Here is a 23,660-nt window from a genome sequence, read left to right as displayed (position 1 = left end):
TTTTAACGTCTGATAGTTTCTCTAGTATCTAAATTATAAATTGTACTTGGTGTTCCTGTTCCTTCGCAGAAGTCAATAACATTTTGGATCATTGGGAATTGTGCTTTAGCTTCTTCTAAAGTTTTCGAAGCTGGTTGTCCTGATAAATTAGCACTTGTTAAATACATTGGACCATTTTTGATTAAGAACTCTTGAAACGCTTTGCAAGCTGGCATTCTGAAACCTTGATCATTTACAATAATTGTATTTGCTCCAGGTCATTTATGAATAGCAAATGCATTTGCTTCTTCATTTCATTGCGCAAATCCTTGAGCTTGTTCTAATGAACCTACAACAATTACCATCTTTTTATCTAAAGGTCTTTGTTTTAGTTCATAAAGTGCTTCTAATGTTTCGGGAGAAACAAAACCACCAAGTCCAGGTACAGTATCTGTAGATACTAGAAAAATATCTTTATATTTTGATCTTTCCATATTTTAATTTTACTCTTATAGAGTAAAATATATATACTAGATTAAATTTTTTTTAAATTTATTTTAAAAACTTTTAACCCTAAAAAATGGAGGTAAAAATGCCAGAATACCCTGAAGTGACTATAATCACAGAACAATTAAATAAAAAAATATTAAACAAAACTATCAAAAATGTACAAATTAATGTTTCTAAAATTATTAAAAATGTACCTTTAGATGAGTTTGTAAAATCAGTTACTGATAAGAAAATTATCCAAATTCAAAACTATGGTAAATTCATCACAATTTATTTAGATGACAATTCTAAAATGGTTATCCATTTAAGAATGTCAGGTATGTTTTATGTTGTAGAACAACAACATTTAGCTGACTTAAAGAAAATGGTAAATCATATAATTGTTGAATTTTATTTATCTGACAACTTATGTTTTGTTTTTGTTGATCCAAGAATGTTTGGATCAATTGAATACTTTGCAAACACTGATAAAAGAAGTGTTTATGAAATTAAAAAGTTAGCTAAGTTACCTAAAGACGTAGATGTTGATGCTTTATATGAAAAATTACAGAGAAAAAACATTTCAATTAAAGCTGCATTATTAGATCAACAACTTGTTTTAGGTATTGGTAACATTTATGCAGATGAATCTTTATTTGCATCTAAAATTTACCCAATGACTAAATGCAACAAAGTAACTAAAGAACAACTTAAAGAACTTTTAAAAAATGCACAAATCATTATGGACGACAGTATCAAAGCAGGTGGCAGCACAGTTCACACTTATGCGTCAGTTAATGGTGTAGTTGGACATTATCAAAACTATTTAAGAGTTTATAGCAGAGCTAATAAACGTTGCTTAGTATGTAAAGAAGGAATTGTTCAAAAAGTTAAATTAGACTTTAAACCAAATGGGAGAGGAACATCGTTCTGTCCTGTTTGTCAAAAAGAACAATAAGATGAATAAAAAAAGTTTATTAATAGTAATAGATATGCTTAACGGTTTTGCTAAAGAAGGAAAATTATCTTCAAATAGAATAAATAACATTATTCCTACTATAGAAGATATGTTGCAAAACTATGAGCATAATATTTTCATATGCGATCATCACTCTGAAGATGATTTGGAAATGAAAACTTATCCAATTCATTGTTTAGCTAATGATAAAGAATCACAAATAGTTCCTGAATTGCAAGAATATGTTCAAAAAGTTTATTATAAAAATACTACAAATGGTTTTTACGATATTCCAATGAACTTATGAGATCAATATGATGAATTTGTGCTTGTAGGTTGCTGCACAGATATTTGTGTTATGCAACTTGCTTTAAGTTTAAAAATTTACTTGAACAAAATAAATTCAGATAAAAAAGTCATAGTTTATTCAAATGCAACCGATACATATGATACTCCTGAACATAATGGAGATAAATTCCACAACTTTGCCCTAGACATAATGAAAAACGCAGGAATCAAAATTAGAGCATGAGAGTAGTTGATTTGCACGGTTTATTAGCTGAAGAAGCTCTAATTGTAATTACAAACAATTTGTTTGATTATAAAACTGGTAAAGTTGACCAAATTATGTTCATCACAGGTAAAGGTACTGGTATTTTAAAAACTACATTAGAAAACTACTTACATTCTAATAATATTAGATTCTCTATTTTTAATGACGATGGAGCTTATTTAATAAATAGATTCAATGAACCATATTCAACATATGACTATGATTCATATGAAGACGATGAAGAATTTTCAATGTCACCATTAGATGTAGATAATTTATTTAATAACTTCAAGAATGAAGAAGAATAAGAATAAATTGCTTTAAATTTAGATTTATCAGGATTGTCAAAATCTAAATAAAGCAGGAAAATACCTTTAATAATTGACCACTAGTTAAAGACTTTTAAGTCTATGTGCTAGTGGTTTTTGTATTTTGTAGCTTCAAAATATTAAATTTAGCAAATCAGGAACAAAAGGTATAATTATTTAACTTATTTATAAGTTAAATTACATAAGAAAGGAGAAAAAATGGAAAACTTAACACAAACTGATTTAAAACTTGGTTTAAGTTCTAAGGAAGCACTTAAAAGAAATCAACAATTTGGTTTAAACACAATTGAAACCAAAAAGAAAAAGAACATCTTTTTAATTTTCTTAAATCAATTTAAAGATTTTATGATCATCATTCTTTTAATTGCTGCTGCATTTAGTTTTGGTGTTACTATTTGAGAACACGTTGATGGTAGATTAAAAACAACTAGCGAAATCGTTATTGCATATATTGAACCATTAATCATTTTAGTAGTTGTAGCACTTAACTCTATGCTTGGAACTTATCAGGAAATCAAGAGTGATCAAGCTGTAGCTGCATTAGCTAAATCTAATGAGCTTATGGCTAAAGTTATAAGAGATGGAAAAACAGTTGTTATTCCATCATCACAAGTTACAATTGGTGACTTAATTGTAGTTGAAGCCGGAGATTACATCTCTGCTGATGCTGAATTAGTTGAATCTTACTCACTTAGTGTAGTTGAATCATCATTAACTGGTGAATCACTTGCTGTAGATAAAAAAGTTGGAACCATTGAAAACATTGAATCTTTACCATTAGGTGACAGATACAATCAAATTTACTCAAGTACATATGTTGTAAATGGTAGAGCAATTGCACTTGTAAAAGCAATTGGAGCTAACACAGAAATCGGAAAGATTAACTCATCTATCCAAGAACAAGAAGTTCAACTTTCACCATTACAAATTAAATTAAATAAATTAAGTAAAATCTTCGGAATTGCTGGTGTTGTATTATTGTTCTTAACAACAATCTTACAAATTGTTTTAACAAACACAATTTCAAACACTTGAAATGAACCTCAAGTGTACTCAAACGCTGTTGTTATTGGTATTTCACTTGCAGTAGCTGCAATTCCTGAAGGGTTAATTACTTTCACAACAGTTCTTTTAGCAATCGGTGTTTCAAGAATGACAAAACAAAACGCAATTATCAAAGCATTCCCTGTTGTTGAAACATTAGGTTCTACATCAATTATTTGTTCAGATAAAACAGGAACATTAACTGAAAACAAAATGACAGTTGTTAAATTCTTTGAAGCAGCTGATCCAAATAATAAAAACTTAGCTAAATCACAAACATTAGCATCATTTGTCGCTTGTTGTGATGCAGAAGTTACAAAACTTGAAAATGGTTACAACGAAGTTGGAGACCCTACTGAAACAGCTATCTTAAGATTCGGAATTGAAAACAACAACTCAAAAGATAGTTTCTATTCTAGATACAAAAAGATTTCTTCACTTCCGTTTGATAGTGACAGAAAAACAATGTCAGTATTAATCGAAACACCTGAAGGTGGTAGAGTAATGATTACAAAAGGTGCTCCTGATGTAATCTTAGCTAAATCAAAAAACAAAGCTGATGAATATTCGCACATCAATGAACAATGATCAAACGATTCAATCAGAGTTATTGCTGTTGGATACAAAAAAATGCAACCTGATACAACTTCAATTAGTGTTGAAGATGAAAACGATTTAGTATTCTTAGGATTAATCGGAATGATTGATCCACCTAGAGCTTCAGTCAAAGCTTCAATCGAAGAAGCTGCTGCAGCTGGAATTAAAACAGTTATGATCACAGGTGATCACTTGACAACTGCTATTTCAATTGCAAAAAGCTTATCAATTTTCAAAGATGGAGATATTGCAATTGATGGAAAACAATTAGCAGAAATGAGTGATGAACAATTATTAGAACAAGTTAAAAACATTTCTGTATATGCTCGTGTAAATCCATCTGACAAATTACGTATTGTTAAAGCTTGGCAAGCACACAATCAAGTTGTCGCTATGACAGGAGACGGCGTTAATGATGCTCCTGCTCTTAAAGCAGCTGACGTTGGTTGTGCAATGGGAATTACAGGAACAGATGTTTCTAAACAAGCTGCTGATGTTATTTTAACTGATGACAACTTTAACACCATTGTCCACGCTGTAAAAAGTGGTAGAGAAACATTCGACAGAATTAAAACAGTTATCTTAAACTTACTTATTTCTTCATTAACAGAAATTATTGTTATGTTATTTGGTTTATTCATCTTTAGATTTATCTTTAAAGATGCAATCAATACAGCTGAATTTATTGTTCTTACAGCTGCACAATTATTATGAATTAACCTCCTTACACATGGACTTCCTGCTATCGCACTTGGAATGGTGCCAAATGAAGAAGATGTTATGAAACGTAAACCATTTAATAAAAATGATAGTATCTTCGCAAATGGAATGGGTATCAGTTTAATTATCCAAAGTTCAATCTTAGGATTTGTATCATTACTTTCATACTTATTTGTTGGCTTATATGCTCAATCACAAGCTATTAAAGGTGAATGATTTGTAAAACTTACATCTTCTGCTACATTCATTACATTAGGTATTGGTTCAAGTATTAACTCACTTAACTTAATGTCTTCAAAAAGCATTTTTGTAACAAACATTAAAAAATACTACTTAGTTTACTTAGCTTCAGCATTTAGCTTTATCTGTGTTGTTGCTTCAGCATTCATTCCTGGACTTGCTTCAGTGTTTGGAAATGTTGATATTGTTGAGTTTGTAAATGATGCAAAATTAATTTCTTTAAAAGCATCATACTCAGTTGTTTACTGATTAATTCCATTATTACTTGGATTTGTGCTTACAGTTTCATTTGAATTCTACAAACTTTACAAATTTATTAAATTTAACCCTAACAATCACATCAAAGCTAAATTAGCAAAGAAAAACTAATTACCTTACAAATCACATAAACAGTTAAATTAATCAGTTTGACTGTTTTTTTTACAATTTTTGCATATTAGAGTATAAAAAAAACAGTACCATGTGAGTGATACTGAATTTTATTTAAATTAAATCATTATTTGTTTTTGTTTTTTCTTCTAGCAGCAGTCGCAATGAAAATACCACTTAAGAAGGCAATTAATGAACCAGCAACAACATATGGTCATACTAAGCGCGGAACTCTGTTAACTAATGATTTTTTAACAGCAGTTACTAAAACATTAAGATCTTTGATTTTTGAAACCTCAATAGCTAATTGTTTCATATTTTTAACATCATCTGATTTTATGTCGCTTCTGTCTTTAAGTTGAATGTTGAAGTAATCGTATGTTGTTAATAATTTTTTAAACTCATTTAAGTTAGCTAAATCTAATTGTTTAGATGTTTTATTAAATTTGTATTCTGAAACTTTTGATGTTAAGTAGTCAACTAAGTCAAGTAAGTTTTGAGCTTTAGCAACTGCTTTTTCTCCAGATTCTTCTTTGTATGATTTTGAATTGAACATAGCAATTTTATTTTCAATTTGTTTTCTTAAAGCATTTGCTTTTTCAGTTCCATATGTACTTGCTAAGTATTGGTTTGTTAAGCTTTCTAACTCAGATACTTGTGCACCATAGTTAGCTTTGTTTAAAGCTTTAGCATCTTCAATAGCTTTTTGTAGTTCTTCAATTGATTTAGCAGATTTAATAGCTTCAGAAGCTTTGAATTTTTCTGAATCATATGGATATGGTTCATCTGATAAGAATGATAAGTCGTTAAGTGATTTAACTGCTTCATTCTTTGTATCATTGAATTTTGTTCTTCCTTCAAGAGCATCAGTTTCAGGATTTGTAGTTGTTACAGTTTCAGTTGTTGCACTTACTGTTGTAAGTAAAGCAATTGGAGCTGCAACTCCTGCGCTTAAAGGTAAAAGAATTCATTTTTTCTTGTTTTTTAAGTTCATAAAATTTCCTTTTTCAATAAATACTTAAGGAAGCTAAAAATATTAATTTTTAAGCTAGAAAAGCACTTATTTTATTCTTTTCTTTTTATAAGTCAAATATTCATATTAATTATACTTATAAATATCATAAAAATCAACTTTGAAGCATCTTTTTTTTTTTTTTTTACAAAAATGCAATTTTTTACATATTTTACCTTAAATTTTACATTTATGAAATTTTTAGATTTTTAAAAAATACAAAAAAATCAGCACTATTTTTATCTAGTACTGATTGATTTTGATTGTTTATTAAACCTTAGTTAACTTCTTATTTCTTTCTACCAAATACAAAGATTAACATACCAATTAATCAAGTTACAGCTGAAGCAGCTACAAAGTATGGTCAGATTAAGATTGGTGATGTTTCTTTTAATGATTTTACAATCGCTGTTGTAAGCACGTTTAAGTTGTTAATCTTTGCAAGATCAGAAATAATTTGTTTTAAGTTTTTAACATCATCGGCTTTAATTTGTGATTTATCTTTTGTGGCAATGTTGAAGTAATCATTATCATTTAAAGCTTTTGAGAACTGGTCAATGTTGCTTAATGATGAAGCTTCTGATGATGTGTTAAATTTAGGTTTAGATACATCTGTTGTGATGTAATCAACTAAACTAAGCAAGTTTTCAGATTTAGCAATGGCTTCTTCACCATTTGTATCTTCAAATGATTTAGCAGCAAAACTTGCTAATGCTTCTTCGATTTTTTCTCTTAATTTATTTGATTTAGCTGTCTCATATGTACTTTGTAAGTATTCATTAGTTAAGTTATCTAATTCGCTTACTTTTGCATCATAGTTAGCTTTATTAAGAGCTTTAGCATCTGAAATTGCTTTAGCTAATGATTCAGCATCTGTAGCGTTTTTAATAGCTTCAGAAGCTTTGGATTTTTCTGAATCCGATAAGTATGAAAGTTTAGCAAGTTCTTTAAGAGCTTCTTCTTTAGCAGCATCTAAGCTTACACTTCCATCAAGAGCAGCAGTTGCATTGTTTAATTTATTTTTTAAATCAACGATATTATCTACTGGCTCATTAAAGTTAGTAATATCTTTAATTGCTTCTACATTAGCTTTAGCTGCATCAAAGTTAGCTTTTGGTTGTTCTGAAGCTTCTGTGTAAGCAATTGTTTTTTGTGCTTTAGAAGCTTTATCTAGAGCTTCTTTAGCATTATTCATTAAAGTAGCATTATTTACAATGTTATTTACATCTGCAACGGCTTCTTTAGCATTAATATCAGCTTTAGCAGAATCTTTTTGTGCTTCCGATAAGTAACTTAACTTATCAATAGCAGCAATAGCATCTGCTTTAGCTTTTGCTAAGTTTGAATCTCCGTTTAATGCTTTGTGAGCATCTTTAAGAGTTTGCACTTTATCTTGTAAGTTTTCTACAGCGTTCTCAAAGTCTTCTTTGCTTTCTAATGAATTTAAATTATCTAATGCTGTAGTTAATGCATTTTGTTTGTCTGCATCACCTTCTTTGAATTGAACTTTTTCTTTAACTGGAGCAATATCTTTAATTGTTCCTAGAGCAGTATCAACTGCTGTTGTATTTGAAACAATGTTATTTACATTGTCAATTGTGTTTTGTTCTTCAACTTTAGCTTTAGCAGCAGCTTTTTGTGTTTCTGAAATGTTTTGTAATGCATCAATGGTTTTCTTAGCTTCTTTTTTATACTTGTCTAATTCATTTAAGAAACCACTTAAAGTAATAGTTTTGAATTTTTCTGTTTCAATATCAGTTAAGTTTTCTTTAGTTGAAGCAATTTTATATTTAAAGGTAATTGAACCATTGGTATCATCAGCACTTAACTCAATAATTTTTAAATTAGCTTGATTAATCACTTCATTATCTAAGTTCATATCAAAATATGTGCTTAAATTATTTAATACTTCATCTTTATTAGCTAATAATTCTGAAGGTAAAATTTTAGCTTGATTATCTAATTTATATTCAACATGGGTTTTAACTGTATCATTTGCTAATAAATTATTAATTCTTTCTTGTTCAGTTAAAAATCCATTAATAGTGAATTTTTTATCATCAACATGAATGTCATTTAAACCATCTCTTGTTGAATAAATGCTATAAGTACCGCTTAAAGTACCATTTCTATCATTACGAGTTTTATTACTAATTGTAATATTCGTGGTTTTAGCATCGTTTTGACTTAAATTACTGATAGTAATTGAAGTATCTGAAGCTTGTTTTTGATTTTTATCACTAACACTATTATTAAAATCAAAAACTAGACCTTCTAATCTTTGTAATTCAGTTTTAAAACCGCTTAATTTATTAGTATTTTCACTTCTTGTTTCATTAACAACAATTTCTGCGCCTTCTAAACCTGGTTTAGTTGATTGCAAGGTATAAGTTACTTTGATATATCCTTCACGATCATCACGTTCAGTAATAGTTAATGAATTTTCTTTAACTTTAATGTGATTTTGTTCTAAAGTTTCATTGTTGTTTAATTTAACAATTACTTTTGAATCAATTACATCATTTTTATTATAAAGTGGTAAGTATTGATTGCGTTTTGCAAAATCAAGCGCAATTTGTGGTAAGAAATCTTCAATTCTTCTTTTCTCTTCTTCGATATTAGTTAAGAAACCGGCAAAATTAACAGAAGTTGATTCTTTAGAAATTACTTGTTGTTCATTGAATGTTTCTTTTCAATTGCTTACTAATTTTTTCAAATCAGTTTGATCAGTATTTACTTGTCTATTTGAAATTAATTTGTATTTAACTCCAATTTCACCCGTATTATCATTAGCATCTGTTAGAAGTAAATCAGATCTATAATCGCTTGTATTGTCGGCATTTTCTTTAATTGAAGCACTAAAATCATCTTTAGATAAAGTTGAAGCTTTTTTATTTGCTTCATTAACAGTGTTATTTAATGAAATATTATATGGATTAGTATCAACTAATTTATTTAATCTTTGTAATTCTGTTTCAAATCCACTAATAATAATTTCTTTAGTATCAGAAACTACGGAAGTAAAGTCTGGTTTAGTTGATTTAATTTGGAAACTTAAACGAATTTCACCAGTTAAATCATTGTAACCAACAATTTTTTGATTAATAAATTCATAATTATCTCTATTAAAGGTATCTCAAGTTCAATTAGTAGTTGCATCCGTTAAGCTTGAAGCTTGTTTGTTTGCTTTATTTGGATAATCAATACGATAAAGAAAACCATTTTCAACTTTGTCACTAAAATCAATAGAATCTAATCTTTCTTTTTCAATTTGCTCTAAAGTTTTAAAGCCACTTAAAGTACCTGCTTTGTTATATTGGTTGCTTGATGTTACAGAATTCAAGTCTTGTGAATTAACCGTACCTCTATTAGAAATAATTTGTCAAGTATAACTAATTTCACCTGTGTTATCATTAGCTGATTTATCTACTACTTTTAAGTTATAGCTTGTATCTTGATTAGTTGCTAATTTATTTAAAATTAAGTCTTTTAATAATTTTGATGCCTTTAATTTATTATATTTGTCACTTGTAACATTTTTAATTCCTGCTTCAATTGCTAATTTTTGCATAATTTCATCAAGACGCATTTGCTCAGTTTTAAAGCCTTTAATTTGTGCATATTTATTCTCTGAAGTTACATTTTGATAAACTTCATCGCTTTTTTCAGAAACTAAATGGTATTGGATTTCAATATAACCTTCAATTTCGTGTCTTGCATCAATACTATCAATTACAACTCTGGCTTCCGGACTAGCTTCTTGAATAGTTGCAATTACTTTTTTAATATCTGCATCTGAAGGTAAAGTTGTAATTTTATCTTCATAATCTAATACAACAGTTAAATTATTTAAGCGTTCTTTTTCTGCATCGCGATCTATTCTATCTTGCTCTTCCTTAGTTCTAAAACCATCAATTACTGAATTTTTATTATTACTTTCAGGGGCAACAAAATTATCAATTTCTCAATTTGAAACTAATTCATTTTGTGTTTTAGTTGAAATTAATTTGAGATTTAAAGTATTTTCTCCAGCTTGATTATTTGGAGTAATTGAATTAATTTCTATATTAGCTTTGTTGGTAGTTTTTTTAGTTTCATCATAAGCATAATTATTTTTATTATTAGCTGGCTCAACTGAAGGTAATTGGTCCTTTTTAGTTCCATCAAAACTAATATCTTCTTTACTTAAAGTATTTAAAAGTTCATTTAATCTTTGACTTTCAGTTTTAAAACCACTAAGAATAATTTCTTTGGTATCAGATTCAATATTGTTTTGATTACTTTTTAGTTTATATGAAAGTTTAATTTCACCAGTAATGTCATTGTAACCAATAATTTTTTTATCAATTACACTAACATTAGAATCTTTAGCACTTAAAGTAATTTCATCGGCATTATAGTCAGAAGCTAATTTATTTTTAGTTACATTTATTTCTAAATCATCAATTCCTTTAGCATTTAAATTTTCTTTTTCTCTCTTATTCTCTTTTTCTCTTTCGCCATCAGTTTGAAAAATACTTAAAGAATAAGTTCTTGACTGAGAAACAATTTCATTATTTGGAATATCTGTTCGTGTAGATAAGAGATGATATTTGAAAGTAAGTGCGCCGTTTTGACTATCTCTTGCAGTAATTTCATCAATTATTAATTTAACTTTATTATTTGGTCCTGCTAAATAACCTGATAATTGTGCTAATTTAACTTCATCTACAGTAGTTTTGTTTTGTGGTTTATCACCATTAAATTCAAATTTTTTAGATCTATTTTTTAATAAATCGTTTAATCTTTCCTCTTCAGTCATATAGCCATTAATAGTTATAGTTTTAAGATCTGAAGTAAGAACTTTACCGTTTTTATTACTTTGCACCACAAAATTAGCTACTAATGTTCCTGTTCTATCATCTCAAGATTTAATTGATTTAACTACAATGGTTTCATTTGAATGATCAACATTATCATGACGATCAAAAGCAATATTAACTTCTGATAATTTATTTACGAATTCTGATGCTTGAGTAAGAGGATCAGGAGTTCCTAAAAAATTACTTGCATTATAGCTATTAATAGTTTTTTGCTCTTTTTCTTCGCTGGTCATAAATCCAGTTATTTTAGTAGTTAAACTTTTGTTTGAAACAACTTTTTTATTATCTAAGTTATCCTTGGTTGATTCTAATTTATAAGTTACAATTGCCCCACTCGGATCATCTGGATCGGGTTCAATTTTATCGATAATTACTTTGGCATTATTAGCCCGAGTAATAGAAGTTGTAAAATTATCCTTAGTTAAATCACTAACAGCAAAAGATTTTTTATCTGTGCCATTAAAATTAACTGTTTTAGTAACAGCTTCATCTTGAACTAATTGATCTAATCTTTCTTCTTCAGTTAAAGTACTTAAGGCATTATCATCATTTAAAGTATAAGTTTTACTTGATTGAACACTTTCAAGATTTTCTTTAGTCGATTGATATTTGTAACTTAAATCTAATTTACCTGTTACTTCATTTCTATTAGTAATATTTAAATCAACTGGTTTAGCATCTTGTGGAATAGTATCATTATTAAATTCAATTTCTTCATTTGAAATTTCACTAGCTGTATCAGTGGTTTTTATATTATCTTTAACTTTAGCAGTTGCAGTACTTAATTCATTTAATCTTGCAACTTCAGCTTCATAACGTTCTTGTCCATTTAAAGCATTAATTGCTGCTTTAATTTTTTCGTTTAAAGCATCAATTGTTTCTTTATTCATTAAATCAGAATTGTTATCAGTATTTAAAGCAGTTACTAAATCTTCTGCTTCTTTAATCGCACCACTTTTTACATTGTTATTTTTAGTTGGGTTACCATCATAAGCAACTCTTAAAGCATTGGTGGTATAAGTATAATCATTGCTTGAAGTAACTTTTGCTTGATTAGAAATATAGTCTTTTAAAGTCTTCATTGAAGAATCCAAAGCTTTATTGGTTGCATCTTGATTATTAACATCTTCAATAGTATTTTGACTATTAATTAATTCAATTGCTTTTTCTTTTTGTTTTTGTGTTAAATATGAATATTCCGAATTAATTTTCCTGATCGCTTCATCTTTAGCAGCTTTTAATCTCTCTTCACCATTTAAAGCAGTAACTGCATTATTAAGTGCTGTAGTTTTTTCTTTCACTTGTTCTAAAGTTAAATTAGGTCCACTTGTTTTATTAATGTCATTTTCTTTAGTAGTAATTAAATTTTCTAAAGTATTTTGATTATCTGCTTGAGTATAATCAGTAGTTTTTCTGATTGATTCTATATTAGCTGGACTTTGACTATAACTTTTCATAGCATCGTCAAGTTTTTTATTTTCAGCATCTTGATTATTAACATCTTCAATAGTATTTTGACTATTAATTAATTCAATTGCTTTTTCTTTTTGTTTTTGTGTTAAATATGAGTAATCAGAATTAATTTTTCTAATCGCTTCATCTTTAGCTTTTTGTAATCTCTCTTCACCATTTAAAGCAGTAACTGCATTATTAAGTGCTGTAGTTTTTTCTTTTACTTGTTTTAAAGTTAAATTAGACCCACTTGTTTTATTAATGTCATTTTCTTTAGTGGTAATTAAATTTTCTAAAGTATTTTGATTATCTGCTTGAGTATAATCAGTAGTTGTTCTAATTGATTCAATGTTAGCCGGGCTTTCGCTATAAATTTTCATAGCTTCATCAAGTTTTTTATTTTCAGCATCTTGATTATTAACAGCATTTACAGTTGTTAATGTTTCAATTTTATTAATTGCATCTGTTTTTTGCGCATCATTTAGATATGTATAAGTGGTATCTAATTTATTTTTTGCTTCGTTTTTAGCTGCTGCTAGATTTTCATCACCATTTAAATCTTCTTTTGTTTGTTTTAAGTCTGTAATTTTTTGATCAATTTGTTCAATTGTTAAATTATCAGTTGAGCTTGATAAATCAGTGTTTCTTTGATCTAAAGCATTATCAAAAGCAGTTTTTTTATCATTATCTGCTTCAGTATAATCAGTGCTTTTCTTAATTGTTGCTACGTTGGTTTCATCGCTGCTAGTATCATCCTTGAATGTATTTTTATAATCATTCATTTTTTGATTTACTGTTTCTGCGTCAGTTAAAATTGCATTTACTTTTGCAGCATCATTAATATTTTGATCATTAATTTTGTTTTCGAAATATTCTTTTTGTGCTGGATTTAAACTATCTAAACTATCTATTTTAGCCTTTGCGATTGTTTTAAGTAGAGGAAAATCATATGGAATATTATTTTCGTTTATAGTTTCAGAATTAATTAAAGCTTTATATGCGTCTTTTTCTGCGCTTCCTAAAGAAGTTTGATCAATTGAATTATTAGCATTTTCTTTCATTTTGCTAAAAATTTGTTGTTCAATTTCTTTAATTTTTGTATCTTTGGCTTGCTCATCCAAATTTGAATCTTTATAAACTTTTTTAATTTGTTCACGATAAGGATCTTTTTGTTGTTCATTAGTTCACAAACTAAATTTATTTAAGATTTTTTCTACATTTGAATCCGCTTCAATTGAATTTTTGATCTCATTTCCAAGTTCTACCAATTTAGAATAATTATCTGCATCTTTGCCCAAACTATCGATTTTATCAGTATAGTGTTTTTTCTGCTCATCAGATAAAGAAGAATCTGAAAGTATTTTTTCTAATTCTGCAACTTTTTCTTTATATTTTAATAAACCTTCTAATTTTTCTTCAGCAGCAACATAAGTGCTTAAACCTGTTGTTAACTCTTGATTAGTAGTAGTTAAATTTAATATTTTTTGTTTCTTTCTACTACTTCAACCAGCACTTTCAATACTTCCATCAATAGCTGTATTTAATCCATTTAACTTGTTTTGTAATTCTTGTAATTGAGTTGTTAATTTTTCTTTTTCACTATCAAAACCTGCTTTATCAGGATCTTCAGGTTCAAATTTATAATCAAAAGAAGATTTTTTCTCTTGATAAGTAGCCAATTTTTCTCTAATTTGAGCAATTTTGTTATTTATCCCAATTAATCCATTATCCCCTAATAAGTCCAAGGCTTTATCATAAGTTCCACCTCTTGCTTTTTCATTAGCATTGAAGTTATTGCTATTTTTTAATCAATTCAACAATGTATTGCTTAAATCCTGTGGAATATTTCTATTTAAATTATCTGGATCACTTGAATCAACAGTTGCATTTTTTACAATAGTTACAAAATTATCATAATATGCTCTAGGAGCGTTGTAAACTTCTTTTTTTAACTCTTCTTTAAGTTCATTTAAAACACAAGTTTCAAATTCTTCAAAAGTATTAAATCTTCCTCAATATTCACTAAGTGTTTTAAAAGTTGTTAAATCTTTTATTTTTTGATCAAATACATCAATTGCATTTTCAGCTGCGTGATCTTCATCAGTAATGGCTTCTTCAGGCATATATCTTCATTCTATTGAACTTGTTTTGTTTTTGGAGTAAGCACCATTATATGAATTAAATCTTTCAAAAAATCAATTTTTAATTTCTTGAATTCACACATTTTTAGAGTTTTCATTATTAATTTGATTAAAACTTGGTAATTGAATAAAAAAATCATAAACTGATTGCAATTTATTTTCATCAATTGCAAAATCTATTATTTCTTTATATTTTCTTGAAGTTTTGTATTCACCTGGCATATGTAAATTGACAATTCATTTTTGAATTTCAGTTCAACTACTTGTATCACCCTTTTTTTGTTTTTCAATAAAAGCTTTGAGTTCTTGAGCTGCTGCTTTCTGAGAATCATTTCAATTTTCTTGATTGGCAACAGTAATAGCTGAAATTGAAACTAAAGATGATGCTATTATCGCACCAAAAGAAAGAAAAATTTTTCTACTTTTCTTCATTTCAATAACACACCTTTCTTATATATATATATATATATATAATTTTGAGTTGCTAATATCACAAGCAAGTGGTGGGTGCTAAGAAAAAAAATAGGGTCTATGTTCATTTAATCACAACACAAAATTTCAACCAATAATCTCTTTCAAAATTGAAGGAGATTTTTTTGTATGCAAAACTTTGAAAATATCAAAATCAAAGCTGTAGGTTCGGTAATAACTGAATGAATGGAAAAACCAAACTTGAATCAAATGACTTTAAAAGGGACAGGGTTTAAGTTTATAGACAATGAACTTCAGGGGTTAAGACCTTCACAATTCATTGTTTTAGGAGGAAGACCAGGAACAGGAAAAACAACCTTTTTAATTAACTTGATAAATGAGCTCAATAGTTCATTAGATAAAGATGAATGTGTCTTGTTCATCTCATTAGAACAAACCGCTTCAGAGATTACACAAAAGCTTTTCTCTATGAATACGTTCTATGAATTAAAAAACTTTTATGAGTCTTTAAATATAGTTGAAGATTTAAAAGCTTTCAATAAGATGGGTTTTGATAGAGTGATTGAAAACTCAAAATGTTATTTTGTAGATGACCCTGATATAAGAGCAGAACACATTAAAAACTTAATTGTGTTCTTTGCTCAAAGAACACAAAAGAAAGTTAGAGCTGTTTTCATAGACCATATACAAATACTTTCAACAGCAAAACATTTTTCTAGTAAGTATGAACAAACTTCTTATATATCAAGAATATTAAAAAAGTTAGCTTTAGATACATCTATTCCAGTTGTTGCTCTTTCTCAAATGAGCAGAGACTGAGCAGCTACACAACAAAGAAAACCAAAAGCAACTAAAAAAGCAAATGAAAAAGGACAGCAACCTACACAAGTTGAAAAGTTAAAAGCAACACCACCTATTCTTACTGATTTAAGAGACAGTGGAAGTATAGAACAAGATGCTGATATTGTGTTGTTTCTATATGAGAGAGACATAGAAGAGAATAAAGAGAGAAACGATTATTCAATGATTAATTTATCAATTGCTAAAAACAGGAATGGATGTATAGGAAAAGAGCAAGAGATTGTTTTCATTCAACCTTTAGCTTTAATGATTGAATTAACACAAGAAAATCAAGCTTGAATTGTTAGTGCTTTTAAAAATCTAGAGAAACAAAGAAAGGAAAGAGAAAATGGAAAACAATAAAACAATCAACTACACCTTTCACAAAGGTTTCTCATATTGTGAAGGTGTAGTGTATGTTAAAGAAGTAGGTCAATTAATTACAAAAACAACGCAAAGTGGATTTGAAGTTAAAGAATTATATGTTGATGTTCTTTATGCTGACAAATTCCATTCAGAGAATTACAGACCAACACCTGCTTCAGCTAAATTAAAATTCACAGGAAAACAAGCAGAACAAGCATCTAAAGAAATTCAAGTTGGACACTTCTTAAATTTCTACGGAAGTGTGTTAGCAAATGATTTCAATAATGAACACACCAATCATATATTTAATACATTTATTTATCTAATTTATCACTATCAGATACTTAACAAATACGTATCAGAGGTTATTGCTTACCATATAGCAGATGCTTATAAAGCAGTGCAAGGAACATTTATTTTTGTAAATGCTTCAGTCGAATTATTAACTGATGAAATTAGAACAGAGAAAAACTTTGTATATTGTAAAGCTGCTATTCCATTAAAAGACAATCAAAAGAAATTTTTAACATTAATCAAAACCTTAAAAGTAAGACACCCTGCCATGATGGATGGAGCAGTTCCACCAATATATGAATCACCTTATCTAAACAAAAAAGGTTCAAGAGCATTTGTAAAGTTTGTCCCTTTAGTTCAAAAGAACTTATCAAAAGATGAAAAGACAACATATTATCAAGTGTATGGAAGTTATGAAGAACTTTCAATGGTTGAAGAACCACAAGAAAAGCCAACAGAGACAAAACCAAAACACGAATCAAGATTTGAATTTGTAGAAGAAAAGTAGGGAGTTAATATGTCGTTGTTTCCACTTGAAAAATTAAAGGAGATATTACACTATACAGACCTTCCAGATAACCCTGCTTTTGATGCTTTTGAAAGCTCTGAATTCTTTGAAATTCAGAGTGGAGCAAAAGGGGTTTCAAAGTCTTTCAATGGTGCTATTATCACACTTTATAGATTAGCTAATGAAACCAACTTCAACTCTGTTTGATGTAGAAATCAATATAACCATATTAAGAATACATTGATACCAATGTTTCAAAAAGCAGCAGACTTTTTAGAAACAAAACATAAAATCAATATCAAGAGATATTTAGTCTTTACACAAGATGCTATCTACTGAAGTGATGGGACTGATACCAAAACAAGTAGAAAAATATTGTTTCAAAACTTTGAAAAGATTCAAGCATTCCAAGGTATCACATTACCAAAAGCGGATTATTATTTCGGGGAGTTAGTTATTGATGAACCAATCGAAGACCCTGAAAATACAAACTATACACCGGGTCAATTAAGAGATTTGTATCAGAACCAAAAGGAAAATATACCTTTATTAATTCAGAACACTGTTTTGAGAACTAAAGCACCACAAGATACAAAATTAAAAGTTAAGTTCTTTTATAACATTTTTACAACAGAGCATTTTTTAATAACTGATTATCATAATAAGGTTATTCCATTAATTTCACACAATGGAACAACTAACATTCAAGTGTTAGATAGATTAGTTAAAGATAAGTTTATTTATGAAACATCTTCAACATTCTCTGAAGGTTTAGGTATTAATGTAATTATGTATTCAAAACTATTCACTCCAAATAGCGAGATGAGCGAAATTCAAAAAAAACAATTTGAACTTTTAAAATCAACTAACTTCAGGTTGTGAGTTATTACTGTAGCAGGTTTTGCTTTTGTTAATGAAGATAAACAAAGTGCTTTTTATCTTAAAAGTTTAATCTATGATAACAACAATTTTAATAGCAATATTGAATTCATCACAAGAGAGCAAATATCAGATCTTATAAGACAAGGTAAGGTATTAGGTGTTTTTGATGGGTATGACCCCGGGAAGAGCGATAATGCTTCTTGATGTAGAACGTTGCTTTTAGATGATGGAAAGATTGTAATATTAGATGCTATCGAAGACCTTAAAAGGTTCTTCAAGCATAGACCAACAAGAGTTGAAGTTAATAAGTTATTAATTGATTTGATTATTAAAAGCAATATTTGAATATTTGAAGAGTTAAAAAATTCTTATCATACAAATGAATTTTTTAACTTAAACAAATTTGAGAATGTTATCTTAACAGATAATGACCACGTAAGCGATTATGTAAACCTCGAACTTCAGCAATTAGCTAGCAAGTTCCCAGATTTCAAAATATATTCAAGATTAGCAAATAGAAAAGATACAAGAACTGAAAAGTTTGGTATCGAAAGCAGACAAAGATGAACAGAGTGAATCTTTGGGAATAATATGGTGTATATCTTAAATACAAATGATACAACAAAGCTATTAGAGAACTTATCAAAGCAATATGTTGAACCTGGAGAAAAGAAAAGAGATGAAACTGTTTTTCCAGAGATATATGACTTAATAAATGCTTTTGAAATGTCTAATAGCTTAACATACAAAAAGCAGAAAGTGCTTTGAAATTTAGCACAGCAAGGAGAGAATTATGGCATTAGATAATGAAGCAATTTTCAAAAAAGGAGCTATGGTCATAAATAACTCCATTATTCCAACAGAGATTGATAATGAATTCAAAATCAACTCAAGAAGCTTTTTTGAAAAGCAGGGAGCATTACTTCAAGTTTCAGAATTAGCAACTGAACTTCCAACTTTTGAGTTTGCTAATGGAAAAGAAGAGTTTGATGCTTTCTTAAAGAGAAATGATTTTCTTTCAATTATTCAACAACTAGAAAAGTTCTTATTCACAAAAGGAATTTGAGCTTTAGGAATTCAAAACAATAAAAAGGTGGTTTTAGCTCAAGTTGTCGATTATGAAACCAATGATGATAATGAGTTAGTTTATTTACAAATTAACACAGGTAAGTTATCAAATGGAGTTGATGAATATAACACATTTACAACATATGATTTATTAAACAATAAGGGTTATGTTGAAAAATCAATTATTGATAAGAATGGAAAGAGACAACCACTTTCAAGCTTATTAGGTAAAAGATACAAACAGGAAATATTTAAAGATAACTTTATTCCTTTTGTTATCTTCAAAAACAATTCAACAGGACAAGCAGAGATGGACTTAATAGACCAAGAACTTTTTGCTCTGTTAGACATTAAGTTGAGTGCTTTATATTTTGATAGTTTCTTATCTGCTCCGATTCCTTTAATCAATTGAGATTTAGGAAACTCTAAATCTAACAGTGTGTCTAAATCATTGTTCTCATTAGGAAAAGATAGAATCATTCAAACACACTCAATAGCACCTTATAGCGACCAAATGGTTAAACCTTTTGAAATAGCGCAATCACAAAGCACAGCACTTTCAACAATTCAATCAATAGAAAGCATTATGTATTGAATCAAACAAGCTTTAATCTTCAAAAAAGATTCAACTGATGGTGGAACTCACAACATTCATTCAGTGGAAGCACAACAATTAAACAGTTCATATAATCACTATATTGAAGGTAAAGCAAATTTAAGAGAGATATATTATGAGAAGTTTGCTAGATTAGTGCTAAGAGTGTTAGGGTTAGATTATTTACAAGATATCAACGTTATAACAACTAGCTCTTCGAAATACTTAGAACAACAAGCGAAAATATTATCAACTGACCAAAATGGTGTTCTGTTAAATAGAAACCAAGACATTCACCAAACAAAAACAAATGAGGTAAGTGATGAACTTCAACAATAACACTTCAAAGCTTTATGTTTATAAGATAGAATCGAATAAACCTTTAAGCTTTATCAAGCATAGCATTAATGTGATTAACTTACCAGAACCTGAAGAGTTTGATGTTATTAAGTTAAACCACACAAAACTATCAAACACCTTATTAGATGATGGGAATGTTAGCAATGAATTATTCAACTCTTACACAATCTCAGGAGATAGTGATTTATATAACTATCTAGAAGTTGAACCATCTAAAAACATCTTTTATCTTTTCACATTTGATAGTCCTTATGTGATTCAATTCAATGAGTTCTATATTATCGAAAACAAAATTGATAATATGGAACTCAACGATGTATTAGAAGCATATGCTGATATAACACTTACACAATTAGACTATTACAAAGAACTTCATAATATTGACTTTCATTTTAAGTTTCAAGGAAATGAAACAACAATTAACCAATTAGATGATTTAGTCATTAAGACAAATAAGGGTGCTTTAATCAACTCAATTAATCTTTTAGATGATAAGTATCAAATTATTAAAGCAACTAATAAATCTCAAAGTCCTTATATGCTCATCATTAACCCTTTTAATGTTAAAGGAAATAATTACTCTCTGAACTTCTGAAGTTTAGCAGGCAATAACTTCATTCCATTAAAAGAATATTTGAATAATAGAGATGTAAGAAATGAATATATTGACTTTTGCAAGTATTTGGTCAATGTTTCTAAGATAGTTAGAACATCATTTCAAGGTATGAATGAGGAACAACTGAAGAAATTTGAAGAGAAGTATGGGAAGATATCAGACTTAAAAAACTGAACAGACCAACAAGTTCAGAATAAGTTAAATGAATATGTTGTTAATGGTTATTATCACAAGACAAACATTTTAAAAGCATACTTATTAGCATTTTCGAATGATATAAACTCCACTTATGCTTTCAAAGGTGGGTTTAACAGCGAGAATATGCTTTATAGTCCTTTAGTGGTTTGATACCATAACAACAATGCTAAATGATTCTCATATATGTATTACATAAATACAAATAATGAAATTCATTCAAGATTACAAAACAACTTTCTTAATAATAACATTGTAAAGTTTAATGGTTCAAACATTCAACTTTCACTTGTTCCAAATGTATTGGAAGAAAAAGACTATTCAGCAACACCGATTGAGTTTAACGATAAGACTTATAACTTCAATTATGTATCATATCTATTCTTAACACCGCAAGGGTTTAAAAAATTAGTTGATTATAGTTCATATGCTAATGAAGATTATGAAAATAAATTCATTAGGAAAAGAATTCCAATTTGCTATCGAAAAGATGTTGAATCAGTATGAGATGTAGGCGGTATTGGTCCAAGTAGTAGAGCTTCATATTATGATGGTTGATCGCTAACTCCATCAATGTGAGCTGACCTTCTACATATGTACCCTGATATTGATACAAAACAGACAAATTCAACAGGTAAATTATGAAATATATTTGATACAAAGGTTGAGATAAGAGAGAATGATACTTCTGATTCAATGATTTTCTTGAAGAGATTAGTCAGAGAATATATCGACCAAAAGATTAGAGAAACACAAAATATTGATAACAGTTATACATTAAGCAAGATATTCTATTTAACTAAATATGGACAATATGCTAATTCTGATGATAACTCATTTAAAGAATTTTGTGATAACAATTTAGATTTATCAGAAGAAGAACAAAATTTCTTTACAGAAATCAAAGAAAAATTCACACCATCTGTATATTTAAAAAACAGTTGCTATGGAATAGTTGAATTAATGTATGAAAAGCAAGTTAATTCAAATTATTCTCCAAGTGAATTTTATGACTTACTAAAGGACACTATATTCAATACACCAGAAGAGTTTGTTAATTCAACAGGACTTACTGAAGCAGATTTTCTAGAATCATTCACAATTCACAAAGAACAACCAGAGCAAATTAATTCAATCGAAGTTCGAGCATTATGATTAGACTGAATAGAAATTTCAGGAACTAAATTCATAACAAAAAACAAACCATATAACAAAATTATTTTCTGATAAGAAAGGACAAGGAACTGCAGCCTTATAAAGACAGAACATTATGGAAATTATCAAGAAGATTTCACAAAAATTAGGTCTTTCTGACCAAGAAACTTTTCAAAAATTAGGTTTATCTGAAGATGCTAAAAGAACTCAAATTCTCAATGCTTTAGATACATATGCTATTTTTGAAACAAAAGAAGAATTAGAGAACTATATTAAAACAAAGTTATCAAATAAAGAACAAGAGATTGAAACTCTAAAATCAACTCTCTCTGAATTTGAAACAACAAAAGAACTCTATTCAAAACTTATTGAAGAGAATAAATTAGCAAAAGAAAATATTAAGTTAATTGTTGATAATACCATTGATACAATGAACTTTAAAGGAAAAGTTAACAAAGAAAATATTGAGCTCAATAATTTAGATTTTACTAATTTAAAAACTTCAATATTAAAACAAGCTTCTGAACTAGGTTGAGAAGTTAAAGAAGAAACACCAGAACCAACACAAAGCAAAGAACCACAACAAGAGTTCAAAGCTAAGTATTGAGGTAATGGAATAATCATAGATTAAAGGAGATAAATATGTTAAATACACAAATTAAATCAATTTTAACAAGTGAAAAGAGTTTAGTAGATGCATCAAACTCAAACTCACCAATTACACTTTCACAAATCACAGCAACACAATTAGTTGATTATTACAAAGATAGATCACTTTTCTCAAAATACTCACAAGGGAACACAGTTTTAGAAGTTTCACAAAGAAGCATTTCTGTTATGTTAAACCCTTCAACTGTATTTAAAAACAGAACTGATGGAATCGGAGCAGGAGCACCTGATAAATTCAGATTAGGAAAACAAGTTTCAGTAAGCTGAAATGAACCTTTAGTTGCTTATGAAGGGCTTACAGCTCAAGAAAAGGAATTATTACCAATTGATATTGCTTCAATTAAGCTTTCAAAGATGTCTCAAGACTTCGTTAGATTAACAGAAAGAACAGCATTCAACCTTTTAGAAAATAGAGCTATTGAAAACAGCAAAGTTTCAATTATTGATTTCGAAACAAAAACACCTGCTGAATATAAAAAAGAAATTGTTAAGTTAGCAACAAAACTTACATTAACATATTCACCAGAACAAGGAATTGACCAAATTGCACCAGATGATATTTTGGTATCAATTCATCCTGTAGCATTTGACTATTTAGCAGATGCTGGAGTTGTCGGAGATAGAGCGAAAGAAACATTTGATGGTGGTCAATACTCAATTGGTTACATCGGTGGTTACAAAGTTGTTTCTAACCCTTTTCTTAACCAATTAGATGTGTTAGTTGCTCCAACATTCGTTGGTTTAAGAGCGGTAAATGCTATCAAAATGTATATGGGACCAATTGATAATGCTTCAGCTGATATTGTTGTAAGAGCTGAAATTGCTAATGCTTTAGGTGTCTTATACACTGGGTTAGTTTATGGTATTGCTTCAAGTGCTAAATCTAAACAAAATGAAGACAAATTCATCACTGAACCAGTTACAAGAGATTAGAC

At 28.6% G+C, this 23,660-nt stretch carries 14 protein-coding genes; 11 read left to right on the top strand and 3 right to left on the bottom strand.

From position 1 onward, the window contains the following. Nucleotides 1-2: 2 nt before the first annotated feature. Nucleotides 3-473 (bottom strand): L-threonylcarbamoyladenylate synthase, encoded by a 471-nt coding sequence (locus VBN07_RS01015; RefSeq protein ID WP_323177471.1) that lies wholly within the window; start codon nucleotides 471-473, stop codon nucleotides 3-5. Between the two features lie 98 nt (nucleotides 474-571). Here VBN07_RS01015 and mutM point away from each other — a divergent pair, with 98 nt between their 5' ends. The 4 genes from mutM (at nucleotide 572) to VBN07_RS00995 (ending at nucleotide 5,278) form a co-directional block, all read left to right on the top strand. Next, nucleotides 572-1,426 carry a bifunctional DNA-formamidopyrimidine glycosylase/DNA-(apurinic or apyrimidinic site) lyase gene (gene mutM, locus VBN07_RS01010; protein WP_257088636.1) on the top strand — a complete coding sequence of 285 codons (855 nt, stop codon included), beginning with the start codon at nucleotides 572-574 and terminating at the stop codon, nucleotides 1,424-1,426. A gap of 1 nt (nucleotide 1,427) precedes the next feature. Beyond that, the gene (locus VBN07_RS01005) at nucleotides 1,428-1,964 is read left to right on the top strand and encodes an isochorismatase family cysteine hydrolase (protein WP_323177470.1); all 537 of its coding nucleotides are present in this window, start codon (nucleotides 1,428-1,430) and stop codon (nucleotides 1,962-1,964) included. Beyond that, nucleotides 1,955-2,287, top strand: a complete 333-nt coding sequence (locus VBN07_RS01000; RefSeq protein ID WP_323177469.1) for a Smr/MutS family protein — start codon at nucleotides 1,955-1,957, stop codon at nucleotides 2,285-2,287. The genes VBN07_RS01005 and VBN07_RS01000 overlap by 10 nt, the downstream gene beginning before the upstream one ends. 219 nt (nucleotides 2,288-2,506) lie before the next feature. Continuing rightward, a complete protein-coding gene (locus VBN07_RS00995) occupies nucleotides 2,507-5,278 on the top strand; it encodes a cation-translocating P-type ATPase (RefSeq protein WP_323177468.1) in 2,772 nt (923 codons plus the stop codon). Nucleotides 5,279-5,405: 127 nt separating this feature from the next. Here VBN07_RS00995 and VBN07_RS00990 read toward each other — a convergent pair whose 3' ends face one another. Both VBN07_RS00990 and VBN07_RS00985 read right to left on the bottom strand, forming a co-directional pair. After that, on the bottom strand, nucleotides 5,406-6,272 hold the full coding sequence (locus VBN07_RS00990) for a hypothetical protein (protein ID WP_323177467.1): 867 nt from the start codon (nucleotides 6,270-6,272) through the stop codon (nucleotides 5,406-5,408). Between the two features lie 307 nt (nucleotides 6,273-6,579). Further along, nucleotides 6,580-15,177, bottom strand: coding sequence for a lipoprotein 17-related variable surface protein (locus VBN07_RS00985; protein ID WP_323177466.1), 8,598 nt, complete (start codon nucleotides 15,175-15,177; stop codon nucleotides 6,580-6,582). Between the two features lie 168 nt (nucleotides 15,178-15,345). On the opposite strand from VBN07_RS00985, the gene VBN07_RS00980 reads away from it, so the two are divergent. The 7 genes from VBN07_RS00980 to VBN07_RS00950 are packed head-to-tail and all read left to right on the top strand — an operon-like array spanning nucleotide 15,346 to nucleotide 23,658. Next, nucleotides 15,346-16,380 (top strand): DnaB-like helicase C-terminal domain-containing protein, encoded by a 1,035-nt coding sequence (locus VBN07_RS00980; protein WP_323177465.1) that lies wholly within the window; start codon nucleotides 15,346-15,348, stop codon nucleotides 16,378-16,380. After that, nucleotides 16,367-17,185, top strand: coding sequence for a hypothetical protein (locus tag VBN07_RS00975; RefSeq protein WP_323177464.1), 819 nt, complete (start codon nucleotides 16,367-16,369; stop codon nucleotides 17,183-17,185). The genes VBN07_RS00980 and VBN07_RS00975 overlap by 14 nt, the downstream gene beginning before the upstream one ends. Nucleotides 17,186-17,194: 9 nt before the next feature. Further along, entirely contained in the window at nucleotides 17,195-18,874 is a 1,680-nt protein-coding gene (locus tag VBN07_RS00970) for a hypothetical protein (RefSeq protein WP_323177463.1), read from the top strand. After that, complete coding sequence (locus tag VBN07_RS00965; protein ID WP_323177462.1) at nucleotides 18,861-20,069, top strand: hypothetical protein; 1,209 nt, start codon at nucleotides 18,861-18,863, stop codon at nucleotides 20,067-20,069. Before VBN07_RS00970 ends, VBN07_RS00965 begins: the two co-directional genes overlap by 14 nt. After that, nucleotides 20,053-22,131, top strand: coding sequence for a hypothetical protein (locus VBN07_RS00960; protein WP_323177461.1), 2,079 nt, complete (start codon nucleotides 20,053-20,055; stop codon nucleotides 22,129-22,131). The genes VBN07_RS00965 and VBN07_RS00960 overlap by 17 nt, the downstream gene beginning before the upstream one ends. A 40-nt stretch (nucleotides 22,132-22,171) precedes the next feature. Further along, the gene (locus tag VBN07_RS00955; RefSeq protein WP_323177460.1) at nucleotides 22,172-22,687 is read left to right on the top strand and encodes a hypothetical protein; all 516 of its coding nucleotides are present in this window, start codon (nucleotides 22,172-22,174) and stop codon (nucleotides 22,685-22,687) included. Between the two features lie 11 nt (nucleotides 22,688-22,698). Beyond that, entirely contained in the window at nucleotides 22,699-23,658 is a 960-nt protein-coding gene (locus tag VBN07_RS00950) for a hypothetical protein (protein ID WP_323177459.1), read from the top strand. The last annotated feature ends 2 nt before the right edge of the window (nucleotides 23,659-23,660 follow it).

It is taken from the genome of Mycoplasma sp. 4404 (assembly GCF_034863325.1).
In the GTDB taxonomy this organism is placed as follows: Bacteria; Bacillota_I; Bacilli_A; order Mycoplasmatales; family Metamycoplasmataceae; genus Mycoplasmopsis.
Note: the sequence above shows the minus strand (reverse complement) of the source record. Positions and strands in the feature narration are given on the sequence as shown.